The sequence below is a fragment of the Aeromonas sp. Y318-1 genome, assembly GCF_027706125.1.
In the GTDB taxonomy this organism is placed as follows: domain Bacteria; phylum Pseudomonadota; class Gammaproteobacteria; order Enterobacterales; family Aeromonadaceae; genus Aeromonas; species Aeromonas hydrophila.
This window is the reverse complement of the sequence record NZ_JAPDCM010000003.1, coordinates 316,719-341,563: the sequence shown is the minus strand read 5'-3', so window position 1 is coordinate 341,563 and position 24,845 is coordinate 316,719. Positions and strand designations below refer to the sequence as shown.

General features: G+C 63.1%; 26 protein-coding genes and 1 riboswitch. Of the genes, 13 read left to right on the top strand and 13 right to left on the bottom strand.

What is annotated here, in order from left to right:
* Positions 1 to 7: 7 nt before the first annotated feature.
* Positions 8 to 121: riboswitch (TPP riboswitch) on the top strand.
* A gap of 277 nt (positions 122 to 398) precedes the next feature.
* The 7 genes from thiC (at position 399) to OKB87_RS06420 (ending at position 8,188) form a co-directional block, all read left to right on the top strand.
* On the top strand, positions 399 to 2,390 hold the full coding sequence (thiC, locus tag OKB87_RS06450) for a phosphomethylpyrimidine synthase ThiC (protein WP_270826867.1): 1,992 nt from the start codon (positions 399 to 401) through the stop codon (positions 2,388 to 2,390).
* Complete coding sequence (thiE, locus tag OKB87_RS06445; RefSeq protein WP_270826866.1) at positions 2,387 to 3,994, top strand: thiamine phosphate synthase; 1,608 nt, start codon at positions 2,387 to 2,389, stop codon at positions 3,992 to 3,994. The genes thiC and thiE overlap by 4 nt, the downstream gene beginning before the upstream one ends.
* The gene (locus OKB87_RS06440) at positions 3,984 to 4,778 is read left to right on the top strand and encodes a HesA/MoeB/ThiF family protein (protein ID WP_270826865.1); all 795 of its coding nucleotides are present in this window, start codon (positions 3,984 to 3,986) and stop codon (positions 4,776 to 4,778) included. The genes thiE and OKB87_RS06440 overlap by 11 nt, the downstream gene beginning before the upstream one ends.
* Positions 4,775 to 4,981 (top strand): sulfur carrier protein ThiS, encoded by a 207-nt coding sequence (gene thiS / locus OKB87_RS06435; RefSeq protein ID WP_270826864.1) that lies wholly within the window; start codon positions 4,775 to 4,777, stop codon positions 4,979 to 4,981. Before OKB87_RS06440 ends, thiS begins: the two co-directional genes overlap by 4 nt.
* A gap of 85 nt (positions 4,982 to 5,066) precedes the next feature.
* Positions 5,067 to 5,834: a thiazole synthase gene (locus OKB87_RS06430; protein WP_024945667.1), complete on the top strand. Its 768-nt coding sequence runs from the start codon at positions 5,067 to 5,069 to the stop codon at positions 5,832 to 5,834.
* Positions 5,835 to 5,944: 110 nt separating this feature from the next.
* Positions 5,945 to 7,081, top strand: coding sequence for a 2-iminoacetate synthase ThiH (thiH, locus tag OKB87_RS06425; RefSeq protein ID WP_270826862.1), 1,137 nt, complete (start codon positions 5,945 to 5,947; stop codon positions 7,079 to 7,081).
* Between the two features lie 567 nt (positions 7,082 to 7,648).
* Complete coding sequence (locus tag OKB87_RS06420) at positions 7,649 to 8,188, top strand: REP-associated tyrosine transposase (RefSeq protein ID WP_257689684.1); 540 nt, start codon at positions 7,649 to 7,651, stop codon at positions 8,186 to 8,188.
* Between the two features lie 65 nt (positions 8,189 to 8,253).
* Here the strand turns inward: OKB87_RS06420 and OKB87_RS06415 are convergent, their stop codons facing one another.
* Both OKB87_RS06415 and OKB87_RS06410 read right to left on the bottom strand, forming a co-directional pair.
* On the bottom strand, positions 8,254 to 8,673 hold the full coding sequence (locus tag OKB87_RS06415) for a hypothetical protein (protein ID WP_270826860.1): 420 nt from the start codon (positions 8,671 to 8,673) through the stop codon (positions 8,254 to 8,256).
* Positions 8,674 to 9,033: 360 nt separating this feature from the next.
* A complete protein-coding gene (locus OKB87_RS06410; protein WP_270826857.1) occupies positions 9,034 to 9,576 on the bottom strand; it encodes a GNAT family N-acetyltransferase in 543 nt (180 codons plus the stop codon).
* Between the two features lie 333 nt (positions 9,577 to 9,909).
* Here OKB87_RS06410 and OKB87_RS06405 point away from each other — a divergent pair, with 333 nt between their 5' ends.
* Entirely contained in the window at positions 9,910 to 10,491 is a 582-nt protein-coding gene (locus tag OKB87_RS06405) for a penicillin-binding protein activator LpoB (protein WP_270826856.1), read from the top strand.
* Positions 10,492 to 10,569: 78 nt separating this feature from the next.
* On the opposite strand, the gene OKB87_RS06400 is transcribed toward OKB87_RS06405, so the two are convergent.
* A complete protein-coding gene (locus tag OKB87_RS06400; RefSeq protein WP_270826854.1) occupies positions 10,570 to 10,986 on the bottom strand; it encodes a GNAT family N-acetyltransferase in 417 nt (138 codons plus the stop codon).
* Positions 10,987 to 11,098: 112 nt separating this feature from the next.
* The gene (locus OKB87_RS06395) at positions 11,099 to 11,416 is read right to left on the bottom strand and encodes a DUF6968 family protein (protein ID WP_011704422.1); all 318 of its coding nucleotides are present in this window, start codon (positions 11,414 to 11,416) and stop codon (positions 11,099 to 11,101) included.
* 334 nt (positions 11,417 to 11,750) lie between these two features.
* On the opposite strand from OKB87_RS06395, the gene OKB87_RS06390 reads away from it, so the two are divergent.
* Positions 11,751 to 12,656, top strand: a complete 906-nt coding sequence (locus OKB87_RS06390; protein WP_270826852.1) for a sensor domain-containing diguanylate cyclase — start codon at positions 11,751 to 11,753, stop codon at positions 12,654 to 12,656.
* A 457-nt stretch (positions 12,657 to 13,113) separates the two neighbouring features.
* Entirely contained in the window at positions 13,114 to 14,388 is a 1,275-nt protein-coding gene (locus OKB87_RS06385; RefSeq protein ID WP_029304453.1) for an amino acid permease, read from the top strand.
* 63 nt (positions 14,389 to 14,451) lie between these two features.
* Here OKB87_RS06385 and OKB87_RS06380 read toward each other — a convergent pair whose 3' ends face one another.
* Positions 14,452 to 15,090 (bottom strand): exopolysaccharide biosynthesis protein, encoded by a 639-nt coding sequence (locus OKB87_RS06380; RefSeq protein ID WP_043167020.1) that lies wholly within the window; start codon positions 15,088 to 15,090, stop codon positions 14,452 to 14,454.
* A 214-nt stretch (positions 15,091 to 15,304) separates the two neighbouring features.
* On the opposite strand from OKB87_RS06380, the gene OKB87_RS06375 reads away from it, so the two are divergent.
* Positions 15,305 to 15,925: an outer membrane beta-barrel protein gene (locus tag OKB87_RS06375; RefSeq protein WP_270826850.1), complete on the top strand. Its 621-nt coding sequence runs from the start codon at positions 15,305 to 15,307 to the stop codon at positions 15,923 to 15,925.
* Complete coding sequence (locus OKB87_RS06370) at positions 15,922 to 16,473, top strand: GNAT family N-acetyltransferase (RefSeq protein WP_429076059.1); 552 nt, start codon at positions 15,922 to 15,924, stop codon at positions 16,471 to 16,473. The genes OKB87_RS06375 and OKB87_RS06370 overlap by 4 nt, the downstream gene beginning before the upstream one ends.
* Here OKB87_RS06370 and OKB87_RS06365 read toward each other — a convergent pair.
* Positions 16,454 to 16,759: a monooxygenase gene (locus OKB87_RS06365; protein ID WP_124252341.1), complete on the bottom strand. Its 306-nt coding sequence runs from the start codon at positions 16,757 to 16,759 to the stop codon at positions 16,454 to 16,456. The two genes, OKB87_RS06370 and OKB87_RS06365, sit on opposite strands and share 20 nt — an antisense overlap.
* Positions 16,760 to 16,880: 121 nt before the next feature.
* Here OKB87_RS06365 and OKB87_RS06360 point away from each other — a divergent pair, with 121 nt between their 5' ends.
* Positions 16,881 to 17,246, top strand: coding sequence for a winged helix-turn-helix transcriptional regulator (locus tag OKB87_RS06360; RefSeq protein ID WP_270826849.1), 366 nt, complete (start codon positions 16,881 to 16,883; stop codon positions 17,244 to 17,246).
* Here the strand turns inward: OKB87_RS06360 and OKB87_RS06355 are convergent.
* From OKB87_RS06355 to OKB87_RS06325, 7 genes are all read right to left on the bottom strand, one after another.
* A complete protein-coding gene (locus OKB87_RS06355) occupies positions 17,243 to 17,677 on the bottom strand; it encodes an N-acetyltransferase (protein ID WP_270826848.1) in 435 nt (144 codons plus the stop codon). The two genes, OKB87_RS06360 and OKB87_RS06355, sit on opposite strands and share 4 nt — an antisense overlap.
* A 125-nt stretch (positions 17,678 to 17,802) precedes the next feature.
* Positions 17,803 to 18,375, bottom strand: coding sequence for a hypothetical protein (locus OKB87_RS06350; protein ID WP_029301822.1), 573 nt, complete (start codon positions 18,373 to 18,375; stop codon positions 17,803 to 17,805).
* A 129-nt stretch (positions 18,376 to 18,504) separates the two neighbouring features.
* Entirely contained in the window at positions 18,505 to 19,542 is a 1,038-nt protein-coding gene (locus OKB87_RS06345; protein WP_270826847.1) for an acyltransferase, read from the bottom strand.
* A gap of 176 nt (positions 19,543 to 19,718) precedes the next feature.
* A complete protein-coding gene (locus OKB87_RS06340; protein WP_270826937.1) occupies positions 19,719 to 20,405 on the bottom strand; it encodes a PepSY-associated TM helix domain-containing protein in 687 nt (228 codons plus the stop codon).
* Positions 20,405 to 22,447, bottom strand: a complete 2,043-nt coding sequence (locus OKB87_RS06335) for a TonB-dependent receptor (RefSeq protein WP_270826846.1) — start codon at positions 22,445 to 22,447, stop codon at positions 20,405 to 20,407. The genes OKB87_RS06340 and OKB87_RS06335 overlap by 1 nt, the downstream gene beginning before the upstream one ends.
* Positions 22,448 to 22,675: 228 nt before the next feature.
* Positions 22,676 to 23,587 carry an ABC transporter substrate-binding protein gene (locus tag OKB87_RS06330; RefSeq protein WP_043167038.1) on the bottom strand — a complete coding sequence of 304 codons (912 nt, stop codon included), beginning with the start codon at positions 23,585 to 23,587 and terminating at the stop codon, positions 22,676 to 22,678.
* A 117-nt stretch (positions 23,588 to 23,704) separates the two neighbouring features.
* On the bottom strand, positions 23,705 to 24,769 hold the full coding sequence (locus tag OKB87_RS06325) for a porin (RefSeq protein WP_016349239.1): 1,065 nt from the start codon (positions 24,767 to 24,769) through the stop codon (positions 23,705 to 23,707).
* Positions 24,770 to 24,845: the final 76 nt, after the last annotated feature.

Genomic DNA, 24,845 nt, shown 5'->3' with positions numbered 1-24,845 from the left:
TACTGGCGCCATCTTGTCGGAGTGCTGACCGTCGAACGACGCTAAGCTGAGACCGTTAATTCGGGATCCGTGGAACCTGATCAGGTTAAGACCTGCGAAGGGAAACAAGGGTAACTTGCGGGTTACCGCGCCGGGGCACACTCTCGCTCAGCAGGAGCAGGGCCCCACCCATCAAGGGCACCGCCTGCGATGGTTCAGGCGCACAGAGGGGGAGGCTGTCCCGTCCGGTTGTCCATAGGGCGCCGGGTTTCCAGACTAGGGAAACACCGGGATGGCAGAGCAGGGAAGATCCATGCCCGACTCACTCCCTCCAGCACACCCCGCCGCAAGTTCATCTTCTCCTCGAACTCCAGACAAGCAAATACCCATAACTTCAACCAGTTAATGTGAGTTTTGCTATGTCTACCAATGTATCTGATACCGCCAAATCCAGCCGCCGCGAGCAGCGCTCCAGCGCCCAGGCCTTTATCGACAACCTCAAGGGGATGGCTCACCCCAACTCCCGCCGCATCTTTATCGAAGGCTCCCGCGCCGATATCCGGGTGCCCCTGCGGGAGATCCAGCTGGCCGACACCTTCGTCGGCGGCACCAAAGAGGCTCCTCAGTTCGAGCCCAACGAGCCGGTGCCGGTCTACGATACCTCGGGCCGTTACGGGGAGGAGGGGGTCGCCATCGACGTGCGCCGCGGCCTGCCGCGCCTGCGGGAGAACTGGGTGCTGGAGCGGGATGACACCGACGAACTGCCGGGGCTCAGCTCCACCTTCACTCAGGAGCGGCTGGCCGATGAGGGGCTGGATCACCTGCGCTTCGAGCATCTGCCAAAACCGCGTCGCGCCAAGCCGGGCCGCCGGGTCACCCAGCTCCACTACGCCCGCGCCGGTATCGTCACTCCCGAGATGGAATTTATCGCCATTCGCGAGAACATGGGCCGCGAGCGGGTGCGCTCCGAGCTTCTGCGCACCCAGCATCCGGGCCGCGATTTCGGTGCCCGTTTGCCCCAGAACATCACCCCTGAATTCGTGCGCGATGAGGTGGCCGCCGGCCGTGCCATCATCCCCAGCAACATCAACCACCCGGAAGCGGAGTCGATGATCATCGGCCGCAATTTTCTGGTGAAGATCAACGCCAACATCGGCAACTCGGCGGTCACCTCCAGCATCGAAGAGGAGGTGGAGAAGCTGGTCTGGTCGACCCGCTGGGGCGCCGACACCGTGATGGATCTCTCCACCGGCCGTTATATCCACGAGACCCGCGAGTGGATCCTGCGCAACAGCCCGGTGCCCATCGGTACCGTGCCCATCTATCAGGCGCTGGAGAAGACCAACGGCATCGCCGAAGACCTCACCTGGGAGCTGTTCCGTGACACCCTGCTGGAGCAGGCCGAGCAGGGGGTGGACTACTTCACCATCCACGCCGGCGTCCTGCTGCGCTTTGTGCCGATGACCGCCAAGCGCCTCACCGGCATCGTGTCGCGCGGCGGCAGCATCATGGCCAAGTGGTGCCTCTCCCACCACAAGGAGAACTTCCTCTACCAGCACTTTCGCGAAATCTGCGAGATCTGCGCCGCCTATGATGTGGCCCTGTCGCTGGGCGACGGTCTGCGTCCGGGCTCAGTCTACGACGCCAACGACGAGGCTCAGTTCGCCGAGCTGCGCACCCTGGGCGAGCTGACCAAAATCGCCTGGGAGTACGACGTGCAGGTGATGATCGAAGGGCCGGGTCATGTGCCGATGCACATGATCGAGCGCAACATGACCGAGCAGCTGGAGCACTGCCACGAGGCGCCGTTCTACACCCTTGGCCCGCTCACCACCGACATCGCGCCCGGTTACGATCACTTCACCTCCGGCATCGGTGCCGCGCTGATCGGCTGGTACGGCTGCGCCATGCTCTGCTACGTGACCCCCAAGGAGCATCTGGGGCTGCCCAACAAGGAGGATGTGAAGCAGGGGCTCATTACCTACAAGATCGCCGCTCACGCCGCTGATCTGGCCAAGGGGCACCCGGGCGCCCAGATCCGCGACAACGCCATGTCCAAGGCGCGCTTTGAATTCCGCTGGGAGGATCAGTTCAATCTGGCCCTCGACCCCGACACCGCTCGCGCCTACCACGACGAGACCCTGCCGCAGGAGTCCGGCAAGGTGGCCCACTTCTGCTCCATGTGCGGCCCCAAGTTCTGCTCCATGAAGATCACTCAGGATGTGCGCGATTACGCGGCGAAGCTGGAGGCGGTGGAGATCAAGCTGGTCGGTATGGATGGCCAGCAGGAACAGGTGGTGGCTCAGGTCGAGAGCGGCATGGCCCGCATGGCGGAAACCTTCAAGGAGACCGGTGGCGAGATCTACCATCAGGCGGCGGCGCTGAAACAGGCCGCAGGGGAGGAGGCGTGAGCAGCGCCAGCGGGGCTGTCAGCCCCGCCGATCTGCCGCCCGTGACCGACTCTCGTCCAGTTGTCTGGACCATCGCCGGTTCCGACTCCGGCGGTGGCGCCGGTATTCAGGCCGACTTGCACACATTGCACGATCTCGGTGTGCACGGCTGCTCGGTCATCTCCGCCATCACCGCCCAGAATTCGGTGGCGGTGAAGATGGTCGACCCTGTGCTGATGCAGACTTTCACCGCCCAGATCGACGCCCTCGGCGTCGATCTGCCGCCCGCCGCCATCAAGATCGGCCTGCTGCCGACCCGGCTCCATGTAGAGGTGCTGGCCCGCCGACTGGCAGCCACCCCGGCCCCCTTCGTGGTCTATGACCCGGTGGCCATCGCCAGCACCGGCACCCCGATGGCGGAGCCCAATATGCTGGCGGCGGTGCGCGAACAGCTGCTGCCACGTCTGTCGCTCATCACCCCCAACGGCCCCGAGCTGGAAGCCCTGACCGGCTTGCCGGTCAGCAGCCCCGAGCTGGTGCGCCTCGCTGCCCGCCGTCTGCGCGAGCTCGGCGCCCGGGCCGTGCTGGTGAAGGGCGGGCATCTGGAGTGGAGCGGCGATCTCTGCCTCGACTACTACCAGGACGAGACCCGCGAATTCTGGCTGGCGGCGCCGCGCCTCGATACCCGTCACGGTCACGGTACCGGCTGCTGCTACGCCAGCGCCATCGCCGCCGTGGTGGCGCAGGATTATCCGGTGGAGGACGCCATCACTCTGGCGCGTGCCTACCTGCAACAGGGGCTGGCGGCGGCGCAGGGAGTGGGGGCTGGCCCGGGCCCCATCGCCCATCTTGGCTGGCCAGCCGATCTTGCTCACTTCCCCCGCACCGTATTGGCGGGCTCAAGGCTCGACCGTCGTTTCGGACTTTATGAAACAAGCTGCGCCCGCCTGCCGGATGGCCCCTTTGCCGCAACCGAACAGCATCTGGGTCTCTATCCGGTGGTGGACTCGGTCAAGTGGCTGCGCCGCCTGCTGGGGCTGGGGGTCAAGACCATCCAGCTGCGGATCAAGAATCTGCCCGCCACCCAGGTGGCACCGGCCATTGCCGAGGCTGTCGCGCTCGGTCGCCGTCATGGGGCGCGGCTCTTTATCAACGACTACTGGCAGCAGGCCATCGAGGCGGGCGCCTGGGGCGTGCATCTGGGGCAGGAGGATATGGAGACCGCCGATCTTGCCGCCATTCAAGCCGCCGGGCTGCGCCTTGGCATCTCCACCCACGGTTACTTCGAGCTGATGCGGGCGCGCGAGCTGGCACCCTCCTATATGGCGCTGGGTCATATCTTCCCGACCAACACCAAGGCGATGCCCTCCCGTCCGCAGGGGCTGGTGCGGCTGCACCGCTACCGCGCCCTGATGGCGGAGTGGCCGACGGTGGCCATCGGCGGCATCAGCGAGGAGCGGGTGGCGGCGGTCAAGGGGTGCGGGGTCGGCAGTATCGCGCTGGTCTCGGCCATCACTGCCAGTGACGACTGGCAGGGGGCGACCGAGCGGCTGCTCGCCGCCGTGGGGGCGGGGGATGAGCCGCGTTCGGCCACCGTTATACGGGAGGCAGAATATGCGCTCTGATGCCGCTTCTCTTAGTGACAAAGAGTACCTGCGATACGGCCGCCAGCTGATGCTGGCGGAAGTGGGGGAGGCGGGGCAGGCGCAGCTCAAGGATAAATCGGTGCTGATCGTGGGTCTCGGCGGGCTCGGCTCGCCGCTCGCCCTCTATCTGGCCGGGGCCGGGGTGGGCACCTTGTGGCTGGCCGATGGCGATACGGTGGATTCCAGCAATCTGCCGCGCCAGATCCTGTTCGATAGCGAGGCGGTCAACCACTCCAAGGCGGAGCTGGCCCGCGAGCGGTTGGCGGCCCACAACCCGCTGGTGGAGCTGATTGCCATCAACCAGCGGCTCGATGCCGCCAGCCTGCCGGCGTTTGTGACCGAGGTGGATCTGGTGATCGACTGCTGCGACAACCTCGCCACCCGCCAGGCCATCAACGCCGTCTGCGTGGAGCAGGGCAAGCCCTGGATCTCCGCTGCCGCGGTGGGCTGGCAGGGGCAGCTGATGGCGCGCACCAGCAGTGAGCACGCCTGCTACGCCTGCCTCTATCCGCTGGATACCAAGGTGAACCAGAGCTGCGAGACCAGCGGCGTCACCGGCCCGTTGGTCGGGGTGATGGGCTCTTTGCAGGCGCTGGAGGCACTGAAACTGCTGCTTGGGATGCCGAGCCCGGTCGCCGGCACATTGCGCCGCTTCGATGCTTTGACCCATCAGTGGCAGACCCTCACGCTGGCCCCCGATCCCGATTGCCCGGTTTGCGGGCAGCGCCGATGCCCGACACACGATAAGGAGATCACCCCATGACCCTCACCATTCGACTCAACGATAAAGCCCAGCCGCTGGCGACAGGGCAGAGTGTGGCCGACCTGCTGGCGGCGCAAGGGGTCAATCCCCAAGGGGTCGCGGTGGCCCTTAACGGCGCCGTGCTGCCCCGAGGCGGCTGGGCCGAGACCCGTCTCAATGACGGGGACGAACTTCACCTCTTCACCGCCATTGCCGGAGGCTGACCCATGATGCTCGCAGTCCCATCTTCGAGCGCTCTGCCTTGCGGCGGGGCCTCATCTCTTCTTATCGCAGTGGCCGGAGGCTGACATGCTCAAGATTGCCGATCACACCTTCTCTTCGCGCCTCTTTACCGGTACCGGCAAGTTTGCCCGCCCGGATCTGATGGCCGCCGCCATCGAGGCGAGTGGCTCCCAACTGGTCACCATGGCCATCAAGCGGCTGGAACCCGGCAAGGCCCACGACGATATCCTGAGCCCCTTGCTGCAACTCGGGGTCAAGCTGCTGCCCAACACCTCCGGCGCCAAGACCGCCGCCGAGGCGGTATTTGCCGCCCATCTCGCCCGCGAGGCGCTGGGGACGAACTGGCTGAAGCTGGAGATCCACCCCGATCCTCGTTACCTCTTGCCCGATCCCATCGAGACGCTGAAAGCCGCCGAGCAGCTGGTGAAAGAGGGCTTTGTGGTGCTGCCCTACTGCGGGGCCGACCCCGTGCTCTGCAAACGGCTGGAAGAGGTGGGCTGCGCCGCCGTGATGCCGCTGGGCGCCCCCATCGGTTCCAATCAGGGGCTGGTGACCCGGGAGTTTCTTTCCATCATCGTCGAGCAGGCCAACGTGCCTGTGGTGGTGGATGCGGGGATCGGTGCGCCGAGCCACGCCGCCGCAGCCTTTGAGCTGGGCGCCGATGCCGTGCTGGTCAACACCGCCATCGCCGTCAGCGGCGACCCGGTCGCCATGGGCCGCGCCTTTGCGCTGGCCTGCACTGCCGGGCGCAGCGCCTATGAAGCTGGCCTCGGCGCCCGCGCCCTGCAGGCCCAAGCCTCCAGCCCGCTCACCGATTTTCTGGGGGCGTTATGAGTCATGAAATAGGGGCGACCATGAACATCTCCTCCTTGCCCCAAGCGCAGCCAGAGGTTTGCTCCCCTCTCCCTCTGGGAGAGGGGCTGGGGGTGAGGGCTCCGGGGGAAATGGAGTCAGAGACAGCCCCCTCCTTTCTCGACTGTTGGCTGGAGCTGGAGTGGGACGATATCGGCATGCAGATCCGCGCCAAGACGGCCGCCGATGTGGCGCGGGCGCTGGGTTCACCCCGTCGCACCCTGGCCGATTTTATGGCATTGATCTCGCCTGCCGCCGAGGCCTATTTGCCGCAGATGGCGGCCGAGGCCGAGCGGCTCACCCGCCAGCGCTTTGGCAACACCATCGGCTTCTATGTGCCGCTCTATCTGTCGAACCTGTGCGCCAACGACTGCACCTACTGCGGCTTCTCCATGAGCAACCGCCTCAAGCGCAAGACCTTGAATGCAGAGGAAATAGAACGCGAGTGTCTGGCCATCAAGGCGCGCGGTTTCGACAGCGTGCTGCTGGTGACCGGCGAGCACGAGCACAAGGTGGGGCTCGCCTATTTTCGTGAGGTGATGCCCATCATCCGCCGCCACTTCAGCACGGTGGGGATGGAGGTGCAGCCCCTCTCGCAGGCCGACTATGCCGAGCTGAAAAGCCTCGGCCTCGACGCCGTCATGGTCTATCAGGAGACCTACCACGCCCCCACCTACGCCCGCCACCACCTGCGCGGCAACAAGCGGGACATCGCATGGCGCCTCGCCACGCCGGATCGGCTCGGTAGCGCCGGGATCGACAAAATCGGCTTGGGGGCACTGATCGGTCTCTCCTCGGACTGGCGTGCCGACAGCTACTTTGTCGCCGAGCACCTCGCCTGGCTTGAGCGCCACCACTGGCAGAGCCGCTACTCCCTCTCCTTCCCGCGTCTGCGCCCCTGCACCGGCGGGCTGGAGCCTGCCGTGGTCATGTCGGATCGCCAGCTGGCCCAGCTTATCTGCGCCTGGCGCCTCTTCTCGCCCACCCTGGACTTGTCCCTCTCCACCCGCGAGTCGGCCACCTTTCGCAACGGCGCGGTGCGCCTTGGCATCACCCAGATGTCGGCCGAGTCGCGCACCCAGCCGGGTGGCTATGCTGAGGGGGATGCAGAGGAGCTGGAGCAGTTCGCCATCCACGACGACCGTCCGGTGGGGGAAGTGGCCGCCGCCGTGCGGCAGGCGGGGTTGCAGCCGGTGTTCAAGGATTGGGAACCCTTCCTGGGCCGATAGGGGCGGAGTTCGGCCAAACTTCCGTGCCTGTGGCAAGCAGGCACGGCTGCGCCGTGCAATCGTAGGGTCGATTAGCCGGTAGGTGTAATCGTCCGCTTTGTGGTGTGTCTGATGGATGGCTAGGCTGCGCCGAGCAGGACGCGAGGCTGTTGGCCTCGACGGGGTTTCGCCCGCCCTTCGGGCTGGGGCGAGTAACTTTTCTTTGCGTGGCCAAAGAAAAGTCACCAAAAGAAAGGCCACCTCCGCCAATCCGACCGCTACGCGGTTTCCCTCGGATAAGGTGCAAGGTCGGACGGACCGCCGCAGACGGCACATCCCTGTGCCGGCTGCGTCTGCGCCATCATCCCTGATGGCGCTCCTGACCTTGCCCCTGCCCCTCGGCGGATTGGAGGAGGAACCAAAACCGTGCCCGCCATAACCTAAGGGAGTAGTCGTAGGGTGCAATAAGCGGAGCGCATTGCACCGCGATTGTGATGAGAGGTGCAATTCACTTCGTTCATTGCACCCTACGTTTTGCTTCGTTTGAACCACATTTAACAACATGGTTGATTGTGGGTTGGGCAATATATGGCGAATTACAAACGGGCATGGCAACCGGGGGGAACCTGGTTTTTTACGGTCGTGCTGGCTGAACGTCAGAACAACCATTTACTGGTCGAGCAGATTGATCTGCTGAGGTCAGCTGTCAGGGAGGTGCAAGAGCGTCACCCATTCCGGATCCACGGATGGGTTGTCTTGCCCGAGCATCTACATGCACTGTTGGAGTTGCCGGAAGGGGATACCAATTTTCCGTTGCGCTGGCGCCAAATAAAAAGCAAGTTTTCACGAGGGCTCCCCAATTCAGAGGCTCGTTCAGAATCTCGCTGGCGTCGCGGTGAACGGGGTATTTGGCAGAGACGTTATTGGGAGCACCTGATCCGCGATCAGGACGATTTCAATCATCATCTCGATTACATCCATATTAACCCCGTCAAACATGGATTGGTAACAGCCCCGAAAGATTGGCCATATTCCACCTTCCTTCGTTGGGTTCAACAGGGCAGGTATCCATTAACATGGGGCAACACCTCCATGCCAGTGTATAAAATGTCACCTGATAATAAATAGGTGACGTTAACGTAGGGTGCCGTATTGCACCGCTGTTGTGAAGATAGAGGCGAAATTCACTTCGCTCATTGCACCCTACGGTACTCCATAAAAGCGTCTACGTAACCGCTCGCATATGCAAAAGAATATGTAATTAGGAAGATGTGACTAAAGGCTAGAAAAGCATATGCCCAAGTAAACCCATGGTAAATCCACTTTCGCTTTTTCTCATCACTGAGGAGTAGAGCCAAGTCTTTGCGATTAGAAGTATTAGTTATAATCATTTCATAAAATAGTGTGTAGATGAGTAGCACTATTAGAACATAAAGCTGTAGTTTATATTCCGAAGCGACTTGGAAAATTTTGTCTCCTTCGATTTTGAAATAAGAAAGAATGGCCGCAATCGCAGTAATTAAAGCTAAATCCAATTTGAAATAAAAGACACAGCTCTCTTTCCATCGAGAAAGGGCATCAATAAATATAATTGACTCTTTTCGCTCATCCATAATAGTCCTTGGAATGGTGGTGTTTAGATTTAAAAGATTGTTTCGTTTCTTTTTTGTTGATGTTAAATCATGCGCATATGTTTTTGATTGGGGGTTCTATTGTATCCTACAGTGCAGTGGAATAATTTTCAATTTCCATGTGTTCTCTAAAGTTACATTCAGCTATTTTTATAGGCTTTTAATTGACCAAATATTCGATATTGCTTACAACTTATGAAAGTCATTGGTTTTTTTATGTATTAATACTGTTAATTCCTCCATGTTCTGGCTGATTGGATCGGAGAGCGTAAAGAGTGTAGTTGCCATGACGGCAGCCTAGTCACCTCAAATTAGCAAGCAGGATAAGATCTCCTCCAGAAGTTACTTTACGCTAATAATTGAATAGATATGTGCATCAAGAGGTTGGCCATGAAGAAAAATGCGGTTTCTTGCTAGGCATTCAAAGGTAGCCCCGGCAGCGATGGCGACGGCTTCGCTGGCGGTGTTGCCTACCCCCATCACGATCTCCAGCCGGAATAGACCCAACTGCTGAAAACCAAAATCACGGAGCAGGGCGACAGCCTGTCGAGCGATGCCTTGTCCTTGGCGGGATTGCCGCACCCAATAGCCGATATTGCCGTAGCGATGATGGGGCGACAGCTGGTTGATACCGGCGCCACCCAAGAGCTGGCCGGTGGCAGCGCAGAAGATGCCCATGTCGTAGGCGCGCCCCGCCGCGCGATCCTGATCGCAGGCAGCAAACCAGGCCAGCGCCTGCTCCCGGTTGAACGAGGGAGTGCACCAGCTCATCCAGCAGCCGACCGTTTCGATGGATTCGTGGGCTGCGCGGACAAACTCGTCGGCGTCGCCCGCTTCGAAGGGGCGAATAACGAGTATGTCGTTGGCAAGGGGCTGGAATGTCATTGGCTGTCCTGCGTAGAGAGTAACGGCGCCCTCCCGAGGGGCGATTTGGTCCCTGGCCAAACCGGGTGTCGTCCTGAGCAAAGCAGCCGGCCACCTTGGGAGCTGGGGGGCAACACGATCCTGTTGAACCTTGAGCAAACCTACCCTAACGGGATCGGGTGGAGCCTTGCCACCCTTTTGTGCCCTCCGCTTCGCCAGTCTCTGTCGCCCGGTGGTGGTGGGCGCATCGACCCCGTCGGGGTTTGTCTCTAGCATAAGGAGGATGCGGGGCAGGGGCTCCGCCATGCGGGCATGGGTTGATGCCCGTTTACGGACTTTTGGCGGAGAGAAAAGATGAAGCTGCGTTCCTTGTTGATGGTGGGTGCCCTGCTGCTGGGCGGTTGTGCGGTCAATCCCTACGGTGGCACTCAGGCTCCTGTCAGTGAACCGGATCAGCCAGTGAGCCAGCCGGACAAGCCGGTGACCAAGCCGGATGCCGGGGCGCCGCTGCCCAAGCCGGTGGCGCCGACCGGGCTGGCGCTGGCCATGGCCGATGCCTTTGTGCAGGCACCCGAGGTGCGGAAGCTGGCGCAAACCGGCCAGCCGGTGCTGCTGCTTACTCCGCCCCAGAACGGCACCGGCGAGCCGGTGGACACCCGCGCCATGGCGGCGGCCATGAGCAAGCGCATCCAGAGCAAGAGCGGTTTTCGCTTTGTCGACCCGGGTCAGGTGGCGGCCATCACCGGTCAGCTGGAGTATCAGCAGGGCAGGATGAATCCGGCCTCCCTGGTGCGGCTCGGTCGTCAGACCGGCGCCGGTTACATGCTGTACGGGGATCTGGTGGCCGAGGGGAGCCGCTATCGGCTGTCGATGACCCTGATGGAGCTGCGCAGCGGCGAGCTGCTCTGGAGCGGCAGTCGCTCCGCCAGCCACTGAGCGTCCAGCGACTGATCAAAAAGAGGGTTGAGTGCTTGTGCACTCAACCCTCTTCTCATTCCAGCCCGCTGGCAGGGATCAGGACTCCATCTTCCTCAGAAAATAGGTGGTATGCCCGGGCGGCATGTCCGGTAGCTCGCCAAAGACCTGATAACCCTGTTTCTGGTAGAAGGGCAGAGCCTGGAAGCTGGTGGTTTCCAGATGAAAGTTGCTGATGCCCTTGCTGCGGGCGTACTGCTCCATGGTGGCGAGCAGGCGGCCGCCCCAGCCATCCTGGCGGATGCGCTCGTCAATCCAGAGCCAGTCCACGTGCAGCCAACCCCACTTGAGGTCGGCGGTGATGCCGCCGTGCACCTTGCCCGCGTCATCCTTGATAAAACTGGCGATGTGCTCGCGCAGGTGGGCGCCGGCCTGGCTGATGTTGTAGCCAGACAGGCCGATGCGCAGCGCGTCGACATCCTGCTCGGCAGGGGGTTGGGGTTGGGTCAGGTACATGGTCTCTCCAGAGCCGGGTAAAGGGCCTCTATCCATAACCGTTCAGACTCAATGTGGTCAAGTGGTTGCCCGACCCAGGCGCATGCTGGCCTGACGAACGGGCAACCCGGCGTCACAGTTGCGGGAAGTAGCAGGCGGCCATGTCGACCGGGTGATCGGGGCAGCCGGGCAGGTAGAAGTGCCAGCCCGCATCGGTGAAGGCGCGCAGCTCGCTCTCCACGAACTTGAGGGCGAGGCTGAGGGCCTGCAGGGCATCGACGCCATAGATGAAGGTCTTGTTGCCAAGGCCGTCCAGCTTCACCTTGCAGCGCCAGTCACCGCCGGCGGATTTGGGGTCCGGCTCGGGGGCGCGGATGGCAATCTTCACGGTCAGCTGTTCTCCCTCGATGCTGATGGCATCGAAGCGGGCTTTCACTATGGCTCTCTTCATCTGGACGATCCTTTTCCGGGGGCCGGCGCCTGTCTGGCCGGTGGCTGATGGTCGGTGAGTCGGCCGTCAGTGGCAGACTCAGGAAGGTCAGCCTAATGGATGCGAGCGTCGCAGACAACGGGCGCAGCGGCGGTCTGTGAGGTAGGGTGAATATCCGAGCGCCGCTGCTCTTTTGAGCGAAGAGAGGCGGGGCAAGCGCTATTTTCCCGCATTGCTTGATGCGCATCCATGAATGGCGGGATCCCTCGCTGGCTCGTCGCCATTCCCGGCACGATAATTGGGGCAGGCGCCAGCCCGGTGTGCGCCTCTCGTCCCCCGGATCCAAGGAAACCGCATGGCTCTTTCGGTCAAGCAACTATATGAAGTGATGGCCCAGCTGCCCGACCCCGTCTTCATCCTGAGCGAGGATGGCTACTACATCGAATACATCGGCGGGATGGAGCAGCAATCCTACCAGGATGGCAACCCACTGGCGGGCAAGCGGCTGGTCGATGTGCTGCCCGCTGCCATGACCCGCTGGGTGATGGAGCAGGTGACCCTGGCGCTGGATTCGGGCCAGGTGCAGGTGGTGGAGTACGAACTGGCGGCGGTTGAAGTCGATGGCATCAATGCCGGGGTTGGACCGCAGGGCTCGCAGCGCTTCGAAGGCAAGATTGCGCCGCTGCCCTCCCGCTACGATGGCAAGCGGGCGGTGGCCTGGGTGACCCGCAACATCACCCGCCAGTACGAGCTGCAGCAGCGGCTCAAGCTGCAGAGCGAAACCGACCAGCTGACCGGCCTCTACAACCGCCGCTATTTCTTCGAGCACTGCCGGCAGCGGCGGGCAGGGGAGGCACCCTGCGCGCTGGTGATGCTGGACATCGACCACTTTAAGCAGATCAACGATCGCTTCGGCCATCAGCAGGGTGACCGGGCGCTGCAGCGCTTCTGCGCTTGCGTGGCCGCCCAGCTGCGGGCGGACGATCTGTTCGTGCGCAGCGGCGGCGAGGAGTTCCTGATCCTGCTGCCCGGGATGAGCGAGCCGGATCTGCTGGCGCTGGCGGAGCGGATCCGGGCGGCCGTGGCGGCGCTGCCGGCAGATCCGGCGGCCTTTACCGTCAGCCTGGGCACCACCCTGGTGCGGCCGGGGGAGGAGATCAATCAGGCGCTGGCCCGCGCCGACGAGTGGCTCTATCGGGCCAAGCGGGCGGGGCGCAACCGTGTCGCCCACTGCCCGGTGGCAACCGGCGATCAGGAGTGAAACCGGGTAGGCGACCCTCTTATATATGGCGGCCAGCCCGGCACCGATATATCAGGCGCTGCGGGCACTGTTCGCTGCATAATTAACTGATATTTATAGACTGATGCTGTTAATATTAACGGGCCACTCTCTGGCCTTATTCAAGTTGTTGAACAACTCACCGAGGTTTTGTCGTTATGTTATCAGACGGAGCTGAATTGATTATCTTGAGGCCGAAATGACACATCTTATTTCCTTTTGAAACAATCCGATTCAAACAGTCATGAATTATTAACCTTGACCTTTATGGCGATTTCAACGATGGTAGCGTGGCATCCCCGTTTCCTCTTGGTGATCATGTTGATCGCAGGCGGGCTTGTTTTTTCTACGATCCGGTCGATATGCCGCTGCATATCACCAGCCTAATTACACGGGCCAATAAAATAAAAGATGACAGATTAATAAGGTGTATATCGCAATGAGTGTTGCTATTGCTGAAAAGAGTAATCCCGCATCAAAGTTGAAATGGGAGAAAAGTGATTCGGTATGGACCATGGGCTTATATGCCACTGCGGTCGGTGCCGGGACACTGTTTCTCCCAATTACCGTTGGCAGTAATTCGCCGGTTATTTTGCTATTTATATTATTGATGGCATTTCCGCTTTCTTATTATTCCCATCGGGCATTGAGTCGTTTTGTATTATCCAGCTCCCACCGGGAAGGGGATATTACCCACGTGGTGGAAGAGCACTTCGGTGCGCGGGCGGGCAAGCTGCTGATGCTGGTCTACCTGATGGCCTTCTACCCCATCATTCTGGTCTACAGCATCTCCATCACCAACGCGATCCAGAGCTTTGTGGTGCACCAGTTGGGCAATGCCGAGATCCCGCGCGGCCTGCTGGTGCTGGGGGTGATGCTGGGGCTGCATCTGGTGCTGCTGGCGGGCAAGCAGATGGTGGTGTCGGCCATCAGCGTGCTGGCCCTGCCCATGGTTGCCTTCCTCATCGGCCTCTCCATCTATCTGCTGCCCCAGTGGAGCCTCTCCTACTTCAGCGAGAGTCAGGGGGTGGACTGGCGTGACCCGGCATTCTGGAAATCCCTCTGGCTGATCGTGCCGGTGATGGTGTTCTCGTTCAGCCACGCGCCCATCATCTCCTCCTTCAGTGCGGCGCAGAAGAAGCGCTGTCAGGCGAGCGCCGACCAGCGCGCCAAGCGGATCATCAAGTGCAGCAGCCTGCTGATTTGCGGCAGCGTGCTGTTCTTCGTGGTGAGCTGCGTGATGAGCCTGAGTCAGGCCGAGATGGCGCAGGCCCGCATCGACAATATTTCGGTGCTGTCGGCGCTGGCGAACAAGTTCTCCAATCCGCTGATCGCCTATGTGGGGCCGCTCATCGCCATTCTGGCCATGTCCAAATCCTTCCTCGGCACCTCCATGGGGGTGAGCGAGGGGACGGTGAGCATGGTGAACGGTGCCTGTCAGGGGCTGGGGCTGTCGCTGCGTGAAGCGACCATAGCGCGGGTCTCGTCGGTCATCCTGTTCGTGGTGACCGGGGTCATCACCTACTTGAACCCGAACGTGCTGGAGATCATCGAGAAGGTGAGCGGGCCGCTCATCGCGGTGATCCTGTTTCTGCTGCCGGCCTGCTCCATCTATCGTCTGCCCGCCCTCAAGCGTTATCGCGGGGCGAGTACCCTCTTCGTGCTGGTGATCGGGCTGCTGGCCATCTCGGCCCTTATCTACGATCTGCTGTGACGGCGGATCCCGCACAAGTCAAAAAGGGCGACCCATGGGGCGCCCTTTTTCTTGGTGTTGCGGTTAGCCGAGCAAGGTGGAGACGCTCTGGCCGGCCATCAGCAGGCCGATGGCCAGGGCGCTGAACCAGACCAGGGTGGCGCTCACCAGCAGGTAGCCGCTGGCGACGAACAGGCCGTCGCGCTGCAGCATGCCGATGGCCAGCAGCAGGATGGCCCAGGCCGGCATGGCGTTGGTGAAGGGGATGGCCCCGAGCGGCAGCATCAGTAGCAGGGCCGCCAGCATGATCAGCAGGCCGTTGCAGCGGTTGATGGTACTGCTGCCGGTCAACAGCAGCAGGCGCGGGCGGATGAAGCGATCGATGCGGGCCAGCAGATCCGCCCCCTTGTGCAGGGTCGGTTTGAGCTGCTCGGCGGCAAAGCGGCGCTCCATCAGGATGGCGGGCAGCCAGGGTACCCGGTTGAGGGTGATGCCGATGCCGATGAACAGGATCAACAGGCCAAACGGGGTGCTGACGCCGGGGATGGAGACCGGCAGCAGGAAGGGCACGGTGAGCAGCACGCAAAACAGCAGCATGCCCTGTTCGCCGACCAGGGCCAGCATCTGGCGCAGGCTGATATGGCTGTCCTCGATGGCGTGGGCGGTGGCCCGCAGGGTATCGGAGAGCTTGTTCTGGGGGTCGTTGAGTTGCGCGGCAACCATTACCTGATGTCCTTCTGGTGAGTGGAACCGGCTCACCATGAGCCGATTGCGCGCCAGCATACGTGGCACAGGTTAATCGGGGATGAATAACGGCAGGGACGGCGAAATGTGATCTCCCCGATGAAAACCGCTTGATACAGGCCGGGTTTAGGATGGGGGCCAGTGGGCTCTGATATGCTTGACGGGCACTGATGCAGAGCACGGAGGAGCCGTGATGAAACGAGCAGGGATCATGATGATGGGGCTGTTGTTGCCGCTGGGGCAGGCTTGGAGCGCCGAGGAGCAGGCCGCCCTCGGCTGGCAGGTGACGCCGTTCTTCGGCTACAGCTCGGCCATCGACTTCGAGGCCAATGACGAGCCCAAACCGACGCCCGTATCCACCCGGCTGGAGTCCTTGCAGGGGGAGCGCTCTGGCAGCTGGGGCCTGTTCATCAGCAAGGAGGTGGATGACCCCGGCATGATAGAGCTGCTCTACAGCCACCAGTCCACCCGCCTCTCCCCCGATCAGCCGGATCGCTTGACGGTGGATACCCTCCACTTTGCCGGGGCGCTCACCCTGTCGGACAACTTGATGGCCCCCTACATCGGCGCCGGTATCGGCGCGACCCGCTTTGCCGCCTACGACAGCGAGGTGGCCCCCTCCATGTCGCTGGCGTTCGGGGTGCAGCCGCGCCTGACCGAGCATCTGGCGCTGCGGGCCGAGGTGCGCGGTTATGGCTCGCTGGTCAACGACAACAGCCAGTTTCTCTGCAACCCGGACCAGTGCGTGTTCAAGGTGCGCGGCGAGCTGGTGACCCAGTGGCAGGCCAATATCGGCCTGACCCTGCGGTTTTGAGCCACTTGCACTGCGGCGCCGTGATCCCCCTGCCTCGTACACTGCCCTCGCTGTCGACCCCGCGGCTGTTGCTGCGGGCATTGGATGCCGGGGACAGTGCCGAGCTGTTCGCCATCTACGGGGACTCCGAGGTCATGCGTTTCGTCGGCGAGCCGCCGTTTCCCTCCCTCGCCACCGTGGCGCAGATGCTGGTGAGCGTCGCGCGGTTGCTGGCTGCCGGCGAGTCGCTGGAGTGGGGGCTGGTGGCGCGCGACAGCGAGCGCCTGATCGGCACCTGCGGCCTGCACAGCTTTGTGGAGGAGGTCGGTCTGCGCCAGGCAGAGGTGGGCTGCATGCTGGCTCGCAGCCACTGGGGAGAGGGATGGATGGCAGAGGCGCTGACGGCCCTGATCGCCTATGCCCGCCAGCTCGGCCTTGCCACGCTAGTGGCGGATATCGAGCCGGACAATCTGCCCAGCCAGCGGCTGTTTCGGCGGCTGGGCTTTGTCTGGCAGCAGGATAGCTGCTACCGCTTGTCGCTTGAGAGGATCACACCAGACCGCGAGTGAGGCGGCTGAGCGGCTCGTTGACGTCGAACAGCTTGAACTGCACCGCGCTGGCGCCCATGGCGAGCACCCGCTGCTCGTGCATGGTGGCGTAGGCGAGGGCGCTCGCCTCATCCTCGAACAGATAGATGCCGCCTGCCTCGCCGGTGCGCGGGTTCTCGGTCCAGATCTTGGAGATGAAGCCCGGCTCCTTGGTGATGGACTCGGCCAGCGGCATGGCCGCGGCGGTGAGGGCCGGCCCCATCATCTCGGCGGGGAAGTTGAAATGGATCTGCAGCAGGCTGGGCATGGTGAACCTCTCGTGGGCGTTGAATGACTAAGCCCGCATCATAGGAAGCCGGCATCTTGGCTGCAAGAAGGCACATTTTCGTGGCATAGTTACCGCAAAGTAACCACTTGCGAGCCATCCCTTGTCCTCACTGCCCTGTCCCGCCTATCGGGTGCTGCGCCTGCTGGCCGGCAAATGGAAACCGGCCATCCTGTTTCATCTGCGCGCGCAGACCCTGCGCTTTGGCGACCTGCGCCGCAGCCTGCCCGAGGTGAGCCAGAAGGTGCTCACCGCCCAGCTCAAGGAGCTGGAGAGCGACGGCGTCGTCATCCGCACCCTCTACCCGGACGTGCCGCCCCGGGTGGAGTACAGCCTGAGCCCGCTCGGTGTCGCCCTGCTCCCCTTGCTTCAGCAGATGCACGACTTCGCGCTGAGCCACGGCGACCTGCTGGCGCAGAGTGAAGCGGGGGCAGCCCGCGACGAGCCCCATCTCGGCGAGCCCGGTTAATCCCGCGCCGGCCAGACCATCAGCCACTCGGCGCAGCCGGTGTGGGGATCCACGCCCTCTGCCGCCACCTGAAACCCTTGTGCGCGATAGAAGTCGCACGCGGTCCGGTTCTGCTGATAGACCTGCAGCCGCAGGGTCGGCAACTGCTGTTTGGCGTGCTCGAGCAGGGCCTTGCCCAGCCCTTGCCCCTGCCGCGCGGGGGCCACGAAGAGGGCGGCCAGGGAGCCCTCATGCAGGGAGTAGAAACCCAGCACCTGCTCACCCAGGCAAAGCACCTGGCTGTCGGCGGCGGGCAGATAGATCTCCCGCATCGGCGCCAGGTTGGCGTGCCAGTAGGCGGGCTCGATGAAGTGGTGGGCCAGCAGGGAGGCCTCCAGCCAGATGGCGAGGACGGCCTCGGTGTCGGCCGGGGTGAAGGGGCGGATCTGCATGGGTGTCTCGTCTGGAATCATCACAAGGGAGGCATGGTAACAGCACAGGCTCCGTCGTCACCCGGCGAGTGGCCAAAGTTGTACCTCCATAACAAAACAGGCGACCCGCAGGTCGCCTGTTGCCGTTAGCCGGCGTAGGGGAGGGAGGAGTGGTGCAGCACGATGCGCACCTTGCCATCGTCCCCCTTCTTGAAGCCCCAGGTCTTGTCGACCGTGGTCTGCTTGTTGTCCCGGTCGGTCAGGTGCACCTTGCCCATGGTGAGGGCCATGTCGCCGTTGATGTAGACGGCGGCGTTGTCGTAGTTGTAACTCTGCCAGTTCTTGAGGGCGAAGCCGGTGTCGGCGGGATAGGCCTGATTGTTGCCGACGAAGTAGGCCAGCGCCCCTTCCTGATTGATGCGGAAGGTCTGTTCGCCGCCGGCCAGGGTCGGCTTGAACAGCACGGGGCCATGGTGGTAGCCGTAGGCGCCGTCGAGCACGGCGGTGGCGGTGGCTCTGGCCTTGTCGATGCCGCCGCTGCGGTAGTCATCGCTGATCTGGATCAGGGCCTTGCCCCAGGCATCCTGCGCGGCCTTGATCTCGGCTTCGGTGATGTTGTTGTTGGCGATCTGGGCGGCGCTGAGGGAGCCGCTGGCGGCGAGCAGAACGAGGACAAGGCCGGATTGCTTGGTGAACAGCATCTTGGTGAGCAACTTCATACGGTCGTGACTCCTGGGTGTCGCGTTTAAGGAGTCCCGGAGTTTATCTATCCGCGATGAATAAAAATTGAACCCCCCATTCAGCCTTGAGTGGGGAGGGATCGGCCTCCCTCCCATCCTCTGTGCCCCTCAGCGGGCCCGCAGCAGCCAGCGACTGGCTGCACCCAGCGTCAGCAGCCGGTAGCCGAGCAGGGAGAGCGCCAGCAGCGCCGGCACCTTCAGCAGCTCCCACCACACCTGTTTGCCCTGCGGGCCGAAGATCATCAGCCACACCACCAGCATCATGTGCAGACAGTAGAGGCCCAGCACCTTGGGGGCCTGGCGCTCGAGCCAGCTGCCCTTGCCCCAGCCTGGGTTGGCCAGCAGCAGGCCGAACAGCCCCAGCGCCCAGGGGATCGAACCCAGCAGGAAATCGTGACGAGCGAGGGGGACGGCGGCAACGCGCAGCAGCCCTGCGGCCTCGAGGGCGTAGAGCCCCATCCCCGCCATCATCAGCAGGGCGCAGCGCCTGGCATCCGGCTGCCAGGCGCGCAGGCGCAGCTCGGCGCCGAGGGCCACGAACAGCAGCGAGAAGAAGGGGCCGTTGCGGGTCAGCAGGGCCCACTCACCCCCCAGCAGCGGCGGGCCATAGGAGCCGCCGAGCAGGGCCAGCCCGTAGAGCAGGACGCCCAGCAGCAGGGCCAGCCGGGGCAGGCGGGCCTGCTGGCAGAGCGCCAGGATCAGTACCGCCAGCATCAGGGCGGGCAGGAACCAGAGGTGGATCATGCCGCCCACCCACCAGACGTTGAGCGGATCCCCCAGCTGCATCTGCCACTGGCTTGCCATGGCCGGCAGATAGCCCTCGCTCACCGCCGCGAGCGGGTTGAAGGGTATCAGCACGTAGAGCAGGCTCCACGCCAGCCAGAGCCCTAGCAGCGGGCGGCAGTAGCGCAGCGCTACCGTCAGGGGGTGGCCTGCGGCGAGAGCGGGTTGCAGAAAGTAGCCGGCGCAGAGGAAGAACAGCGGCACCGCGAAGCGGCAGAGCTGGTTGATGACGCCGCCGAGCCAGAAGTAGAGAGTGCCGTCCCACAGGGTGGGGTCGAAGGGGTTGCTGAAGGGGGAGAGGTGAATGGCCATCACCGCCATGATGGCCACTACCCGTCCGCATTCGATGCTGGAGATGCGCATGCTGCCTCTTGCCGCTTGGGTTGAGGGCGCACCCTAGCAGCCGCAGGCGATCCTCATCCAGCCGCCAGGCCGGCAACTGTGACCCCCATCGGCGGCCGGTTACCCTTTGTTACCCGAGGTGCGGGCAAGGTTACCGCCGCCGAGAGACAGATCCCGTTTTGCCGTCGGTAAATGCGCTAGAGCAGGGCCACCAGCACGGTGACCAGGGCGCCCAGCAGCAGCAGGGCGATGCCGCGCGCGGCCGGGCCGTGCAGCTTGTTCCACATCAGCAGGCTGGTGAGGGCCAGCAGCAGCATGGCCAGCGCCGCCAGATCCCCCACCAGCTGCCACGGCAGGCCGGTGCCCATGCCACGGTGCAGCCGGTTGAGGCTGGCGGCGAAGTTGGCCTGTTGCAGTTCGGTGCGCACCAGCAATGTGCCCGCCACATAGCTGGCGGCCACACTCTGGCTGAGGGTGACGCCGCGCATCTCCCAGCGGGCCGGCAGGGTGAGCGGGCCGTCGGGGGTGGGCAGGGTCTGGGGCGGGGTGAGCTGGACGCGCCCCTCCTCGAACCCTGCTGCATAGCGTTGCTGCAGCAGGCTTTTCAGTTCATCCGGGCTGCTCAGCGGCGCGCTCAGCACTATCTCTTCGCTGGATTTATCGGTATGGGGGCCGGGCAGCGGCAGCACGGCCCTGTGTTGCAGCCAGAGGCCGGTGAGGCCGTAGAGCAGCATCAGGGTGAGGGTGGCAAAGCCGGCCCAGGCGTGGATGCGGCGCACCCACTTGTTGTTGTGCAGGGGGAGTTTTCTGCGTTTCATCGCTCGGTGCTTCATAAAAATCTGGCCAGCGAACGCTGGCCAGAGGGATCGGGAAAAAGCGGGGATCAGAAGCGGTAGGCGGCGCTCAGATGCAGCTGACGGGGTGTGCCCGGCATGATCTGGGAGGCGCTGGTGGCGCTGACGAAGTAGTCGTGATCGGTCAGGTTCTCCACGCTCAGCTGGGTTTCCCACTGCTGCCAGCGGTAGCCGGCACGGGCGTCGAAGCGGGCGTAACCGGGCAGGGGGGTGGTGTTGGCGTTGTCGGCGAAGCGATCGCCCACCGCGGTCACCCCGGTCTCGCCGAACCAGCCCTGCTTGCCGCTCTGATAGCCGGCGAACAGCTCGCCGTTCTGGCGGGAGACGTTCATCGGCCGCTTGCCTTGCAGATCGGCGTCCGCCTTGACCTGCTCGGCATCCTGGATGGCGATGCCGCCGCGCAGGTAGAGCTCGTCGGTCAGCTGGGCGCGGGCGCTCAGCTCGATCCCCTCGGTGCGCTGCAGACCGGTGAGGATCACCTTGGTGGGATCCAGCGGATCCTTGCTGCGCTTGTTGTACATCTCCAGCCGGTAGAGGGAGAGGGTGGTCGCCAGGCGGCCATCCAGCCAGTCGCTCTTGACGCCGCCCTCGTACAGCCGGGTGTGCTGGGGATCCAGGTTGTTGTTCTTGTCGCCCGGGGTGATGCCGATCAGCTCGCCGCCCACCGGGGTGAAGGTCTTGCTGTAGGAGGCGTAGAAGGCATGCTCCTCGATCGGGTTCCACACCAGGCCCAGGCGCGGGCTCAGGCTGGCAACCGAGACGGTCTCCTCCTTGTTGAGGTCGTTGCGGCGGCTGGTGACGGTGAAGTCGTCGCGGCGCAGACCCGCCAGCAGGTGCCAGTCACCCAGGCTGAGCTGATCCTGCACATAGAGGCCGTAGCCACGCACCTTGTGGTTGGCGTCGCTGGAGAGCTTCATGGCGCCGTCGTAGGTGGGCAGGGAGCCCGGATCATAGAGGTTGCCGGCCGGGATCGCGGTGGCGTTCTGGTAGAGCTTGGGGGTGCGCTCCTGCCAGTTCTGCTCGAAGCCCACCAGCAGACGGTGCTCGACGGGGCCGGTCTGCAGCTGGCCTTCGGCCTCGGTGTTGCTGATCAGGCTGTTGGCTTTGAGATCCTGCTGCCAGCGGGCGCGGGTCACCTGATCCCCCTTCACGCTGGTGACATAGGTGTTGTCGAACTGGCTGTCGAGGCTGGTGTAGCCCAGCTGCTGGCGCAGTTGCCACTGATCGTTGATGTCCCAGGTAAGGCGCGAGCGGGTGGACTGGGCCACATCGTCGATGAAGTCGCGGCGGGTATCGCTGTAGACATACTCCTTCGGCACGTCGGCGGGCCGGCCGTTGACGCCGGGGATGCCGCGATCCGGGGTGCGGTCGTGCTCGTTGCGCTCGTACTGCACCAGCCAGTTCAGCTTGTCGCTGATCTCCCAGTTGACGGAGGGGGCCAGCAGGGTGCGTTTGCTGGTCACGCCGTTGCGAAAGCTGTCCTTGTCTTCCTGGGCCAGGTTGAGGCGCACCTGCACCTGTTCACCCGCTTCACCGTTGAGGTCGGCGGCCAGCCGGCGGCTGTCGAAGCTGCCGAGCTGGGCGCTGACGCTGGACTCCAGCCCCTTCTGCGGCTTCTTGCTGACCCGGTTGACGATGCCGCCGGTGCTGCCGCGGCCGTAGAGCACCGCCGCCGGTCCCTTGAGCACTTCGACCCGCTCGGTGTTGCCAAGGTCGCGGGTGTACTGCATGTCGTCGCGAAAACCGTCCAGATAGAAGTCGTTGCTGGCGCTGAAGCCGCGGATGTTGACCCCGTCGAAGCGGGTATCACCGCTGGCGTTGACGCCGGGGATGCCGGTCAGGGCCTCGCTCAGGGTGGGCTGGCCGAAGGCGGTCAGCTCGCTGGCCTTGACGCTGTCGATGGCCTGCGGCACCAGCTTGGCCGGGGTGTTGGTACGGGTCGCGGTGGCGACCTCTTCATGTTGGCTGCGTTTGCCGACCACTGTCATGGTCTCGTCTTCGGCGTGTGCGCCGGCGCTCAGGGCCAGCAGGGCGACACTCAGCAGAGTGCGCGGATGGTGAGGTGTGTGCATGTTGCGTGTTGACTCTTGAAGAAGCGACCTGATGGTCTGAACTTATTGATTTATTTGTAATTATTTTGTTTTCTCCCATTCGGGAGGATGCTAATGATATTGATTTTCATTAGCTGTGCAATAGAAACATGTTTTGGCGATGGGACTGGGTATCGGATGGCTCGCCAGCGCCGACAGGGCGCCCTGCCGGCAAGGTGACGGGAGGAGGGAAGAAGGGGGATGAGGGGCTCAGTGATCGGCGGCGGAGGGGGCGATCTCGGCCAGCTGCTTGCCCAGGACCAGCCGCGGCGCCGGGTCGGTCTGCAGCGGGATATCCTGCAGCGGGGTGCCCTGCAGGTTGCGATGGATGATGTTGGCCGCCATCTGGCCGAGGGCCCGATAGCTGCTGATGGTGCCGACGGTGCAGCCGTGTTCGACATAGAGCTCGGCGCTGCAGATGGTGGGAATGCCCGCCTCGTTGAGGGCGGCCAGCAGTTCGGGGGCGATGGAGAGCAGGTAGCTGTCGGCGGCGAGAAACACGATGCTCTCTTTGGCGTCGTGCTGCAGCCGCTTGAGTTCGCTGGCCAATCGCCGCTTGTCCGGCGCGATGCGCCAGGTGGTGAGCTCCCACTGGTAGCGACGGGCTTCGCGCAGCAGCAGCTCGCCGGTCAACAGGGTGTTCTGCTCGCGCGGGTTGAATGGCAGCAGCAACCCCTTGCCGGCGGGCAGATAGCGGCGGGCGTTGGCGAGCTGCAGCGCCATCGGCACCATGTTGCTGGTGCCAGCCACCATCTGGTTTTCCGTCTTGTCGTCGGACAGGAATCCGGCCCCGACGGGGTCGGACACTATGCTGAAAATCAATGGTTTGCGGTTGCCCACCAAGCTCTTGACCATGGCCGTGGCGGTGGTGCCGAAGCAGTAGATGTAGTCGTAGTCGGCGAGGGAGGGCAGCAGTTGCTGGCGCAGCAGGGTAGCCAGCACGGTTCTGTCCTGATTGGCGTTGAAGGTGACGAAGGTGGGGTGATGACCGAGCCGGTTCAGCTCGTCGCGAAAGCCGCGCTCGGCATCGGTCTCGCCGCGCCACAGCACCATGGCGATGGTCAGCGCCTGGACGGGCAGGGCGCAGAGCAGACAGCAGCAGATGAGCAGACGTAGCGGCATGATGATCTCCTCGTCGTGGTTCTGTTGAGCCTAGATCATGGGGAGCAGGGCACGCCGGTGCGGATGCAAAAGAGCGCGCCGGCATCAGCCGGCGCGCGCAGTGCAGAGGGGCCCGACTTAGAAGTCGTAGCGGGCCGCCAGCTGGAAGTCATCCTTGACGTTGAGCTTGCCGCTCTCTTTGCTGTCGAGGTTGTTGATGCGGTACTCGCCGATGACGCGCAGGTTCTTGTTGAACTTGTACTGGGCGCCCAGGGTGTAGTAGTCGATGGAGTCATAGTCGGCCTTGCCGTCCTGCTCTACCTTCTGCTTGTTCCACAGCGCCATCAGGCCGAAGCCGTTCTCGAAGTTGTAGCCCAGCGCCCCTTCCCAGCCGGTGTGATCCTTGCCGGTGGCCAGGAAGTCGGTGCCGTCCGCATAGCTCAGGGCGGCGTAGACGGCCTTGTTGTCGTACTTGGCGGAAAGCAGCCACAGCTTGGCATCCTCTTCCCCGTTCTTGTCGCGGATCCCCACGTTGTAGGCGGTGCCCAGCGCCAGGTTGAACGGGAAGGTGTAGGCCACGGCGGCGCCGTAGGCGGCATCGCTGTCCTTGCTGGTGGTCTCTTCGGTGTCACCGCCGTCGAACTTGTAGCTGGTGTCTACCTGGAAGCCGTTGAACAGACCGGAGTACTTCAGCACGGAACCGGCACGGTTGGTGGCGAAGGTGTCGGTCTTGGCGCCCAGCGCGTCGTTGCCGTAACCGTCGGAGAGAGAAACGTCGGTCCAGTCAGCCAGGAAGCCCGGGGCCCCTTTCTGGCGACCGAAGGTGATGTTGCCCCAGTCGGCGCCAACACCGGCGAACGCCAGACGGGTACGCAGGTTGTCTGAGTTCTCGCTGATGGTCTTCTCGCTGTCGTTGATGTACATCTGCACTTCGTACTGGGCCAGCGCTTTCAGTTGGCTGTTGATCTGGCTGTCGACCTTGGCGCCGAAGCGGACGAACTGGTTGGCGCCCTGCTTGTCGCTGTACTCCTGAGTGCCGTTCGGATGGGTGCTGTCGACCCCTTCCTTCTTGTCACCGAAGAACTGGCCGGCATAGATGCGGCCGTACAGATCCAGGGTGGTGGTGTCATTCTTGTAAACTTCAACGGCGTGAGCCTGGAAGGCCGCGGTGAGAGCCAGTGCCACTACAGTCAGCTTTTTCATCTTAATCCCTTGTGTTGCAAGCTTTGTTGTAAAAGACGGGGCCATGCTAGGCAGGGGGGATGACAGCGGGGTGACA

Coding starts and splice junctions, on each gene's coding strand:
- thiC (WP_270826867.1), top strand. CDS start 399: ATGTCTACCAATGTATCTGATACCGCCAAATCCAGCCGCCGCGAGCAG.
- OKB87_RS06440 (WP_270826865.1), top strand. CDS start 3,984: ATGCGCTCTGATGCCGCTTCTCTTAGTGACAAAGAGTACCTGCGATAC.
- thiS (WP_270826864.1), top strand. CDS start 4,775: ATGACCCTCACCATTCGACTCAACGATAAAGCCCAGCCGCTGGCGACA.
- OKB87_RS06430 (WP_024945667.1), top strand. CDS start 5,067: ATGCTCAAGATTGCCGATCACACCTTCTCTTCGCGCCTCTTTACCGGT.
- thiH (WP_270826862.1), top strand. CDS start 5,945: ATGGAGTCAGAGACAGCCCCCTCCTTTCTCGACTGTTGGCTGGAGCTG.
- OKB87_RS06420 (WP_257689684.1), top strand. CDS start 7,649: ATGGCGAATTACAAACGGGCATGGCAACCGGGGGGAACCTGGTTTTTT.
- OKB87_RS06415 (WP_270826860.1), bottom strand. CDS start 8,673: ATGGATGAGCGAAAAGAGTCAATTATATTTATTGATGCCCTTTCTCGA.
- OKB87_RS06410 (WP_270826857.1), bottom strand. CDS start 9,576: ATGACATTCCAGCCCCTTGCCAACGACATACTCGTTATTCGCCCCTTC.
- OKB87_RS06405 (WP_270826856.1), top strand. CDS start 9,910: ATGAAGCTGCGTTCCTTGTTGATGGTGGGTGCCCTGCTGCTGGGCGGT.
- OKB87_RS06400 (WP_270826854.1), bottom strand. CDS start 10,986: ATGTACCTGACCCAACCCCAACCCCCTGCCGAGCAGGATGTCGACGCG.
- OKB87_RS06395 (WP_011704422.1), bottom strand. CDS start 11,416: ATGAAGAGAGCCATAGTGAAAGCCCGCTTCGATGCCATCAGCATCGAG.
- OKB87_RS06390 (WP_270826852.1), top strand. CDS start 11,751: ATGGCTCTTTCGGTCAAGCAACTATATGAAGTGATGGCCCAGCTGCCC.
- OKB87_RS06385 (WP_029304453.1), top strand. CDS start 13,114: ATGAGTGTTGCTATTGCTGAAAAGAGTAATCCCGCATCAAAGTTGAAA.
- OKB87_RS06380 (WP_043167020.1), bottom strand. CDS start 15,090: ATGGTTGCCGCGCAACTCAACGACCCCCAGAACAAGCTCTCCGATACC.
- OKB87_RS06375 (WP_270826850.1), top strand. CDS start 15,305: ATGAAACGAGCAGGGATCATGATGATGGGGCTGTTGTTGCCGCTGGGG.
- OKB87_RS06365 (WP_124252341.1), bottom strand. CDS start 16,759: ATGCCCAGCCTGCTGCAGATCCATTTCAACTTCCCCGCCGAGATGATG.
- OKB87_RS06355 (WP_270826848.1), bottom strand. CDS start 17,677: ATGCAGATCCGCCCCTTCACCCCGGCCGACACCGAGGCCGTCCTCGCC.
- OKB87_RS06350 (WP_029301822.1), bottom strand. CDS start 18,375: ATGAAGTTGCTCACCAAGATGCTGTTCACCAAGCAATCCGGCCTTGTC.
- OKB87_RS06345 (WP_270826847.1), bottom strand. CDS start 19,542: ATGCGCATCTCCAGCATCGAATGCGGACGGGTAGTGGCCATCATGGCG.
- OKB87_RS06335 (WP_270826846.1), bottom strand. CDS start 22,447: ATGCACACACCTCACCATCCGCGCACTCTGCTGAGTGTCGCCCTGCTG.
- OKB87_RS06330 (WP_043167038.1), bottom strand. CDS start 23,587: ATGCCGCTACGTCTGCTCATCTGCTGCTGTCTGCTCTGCGCCCTGCCC.
- OKB87_RS06325 (WP_016349239.1), bottom strand. CDS start 24,769: ATGAAAAAGCTGACTGTAGTGGCACTGGCTCTCACCGCGGCCTTCCAG.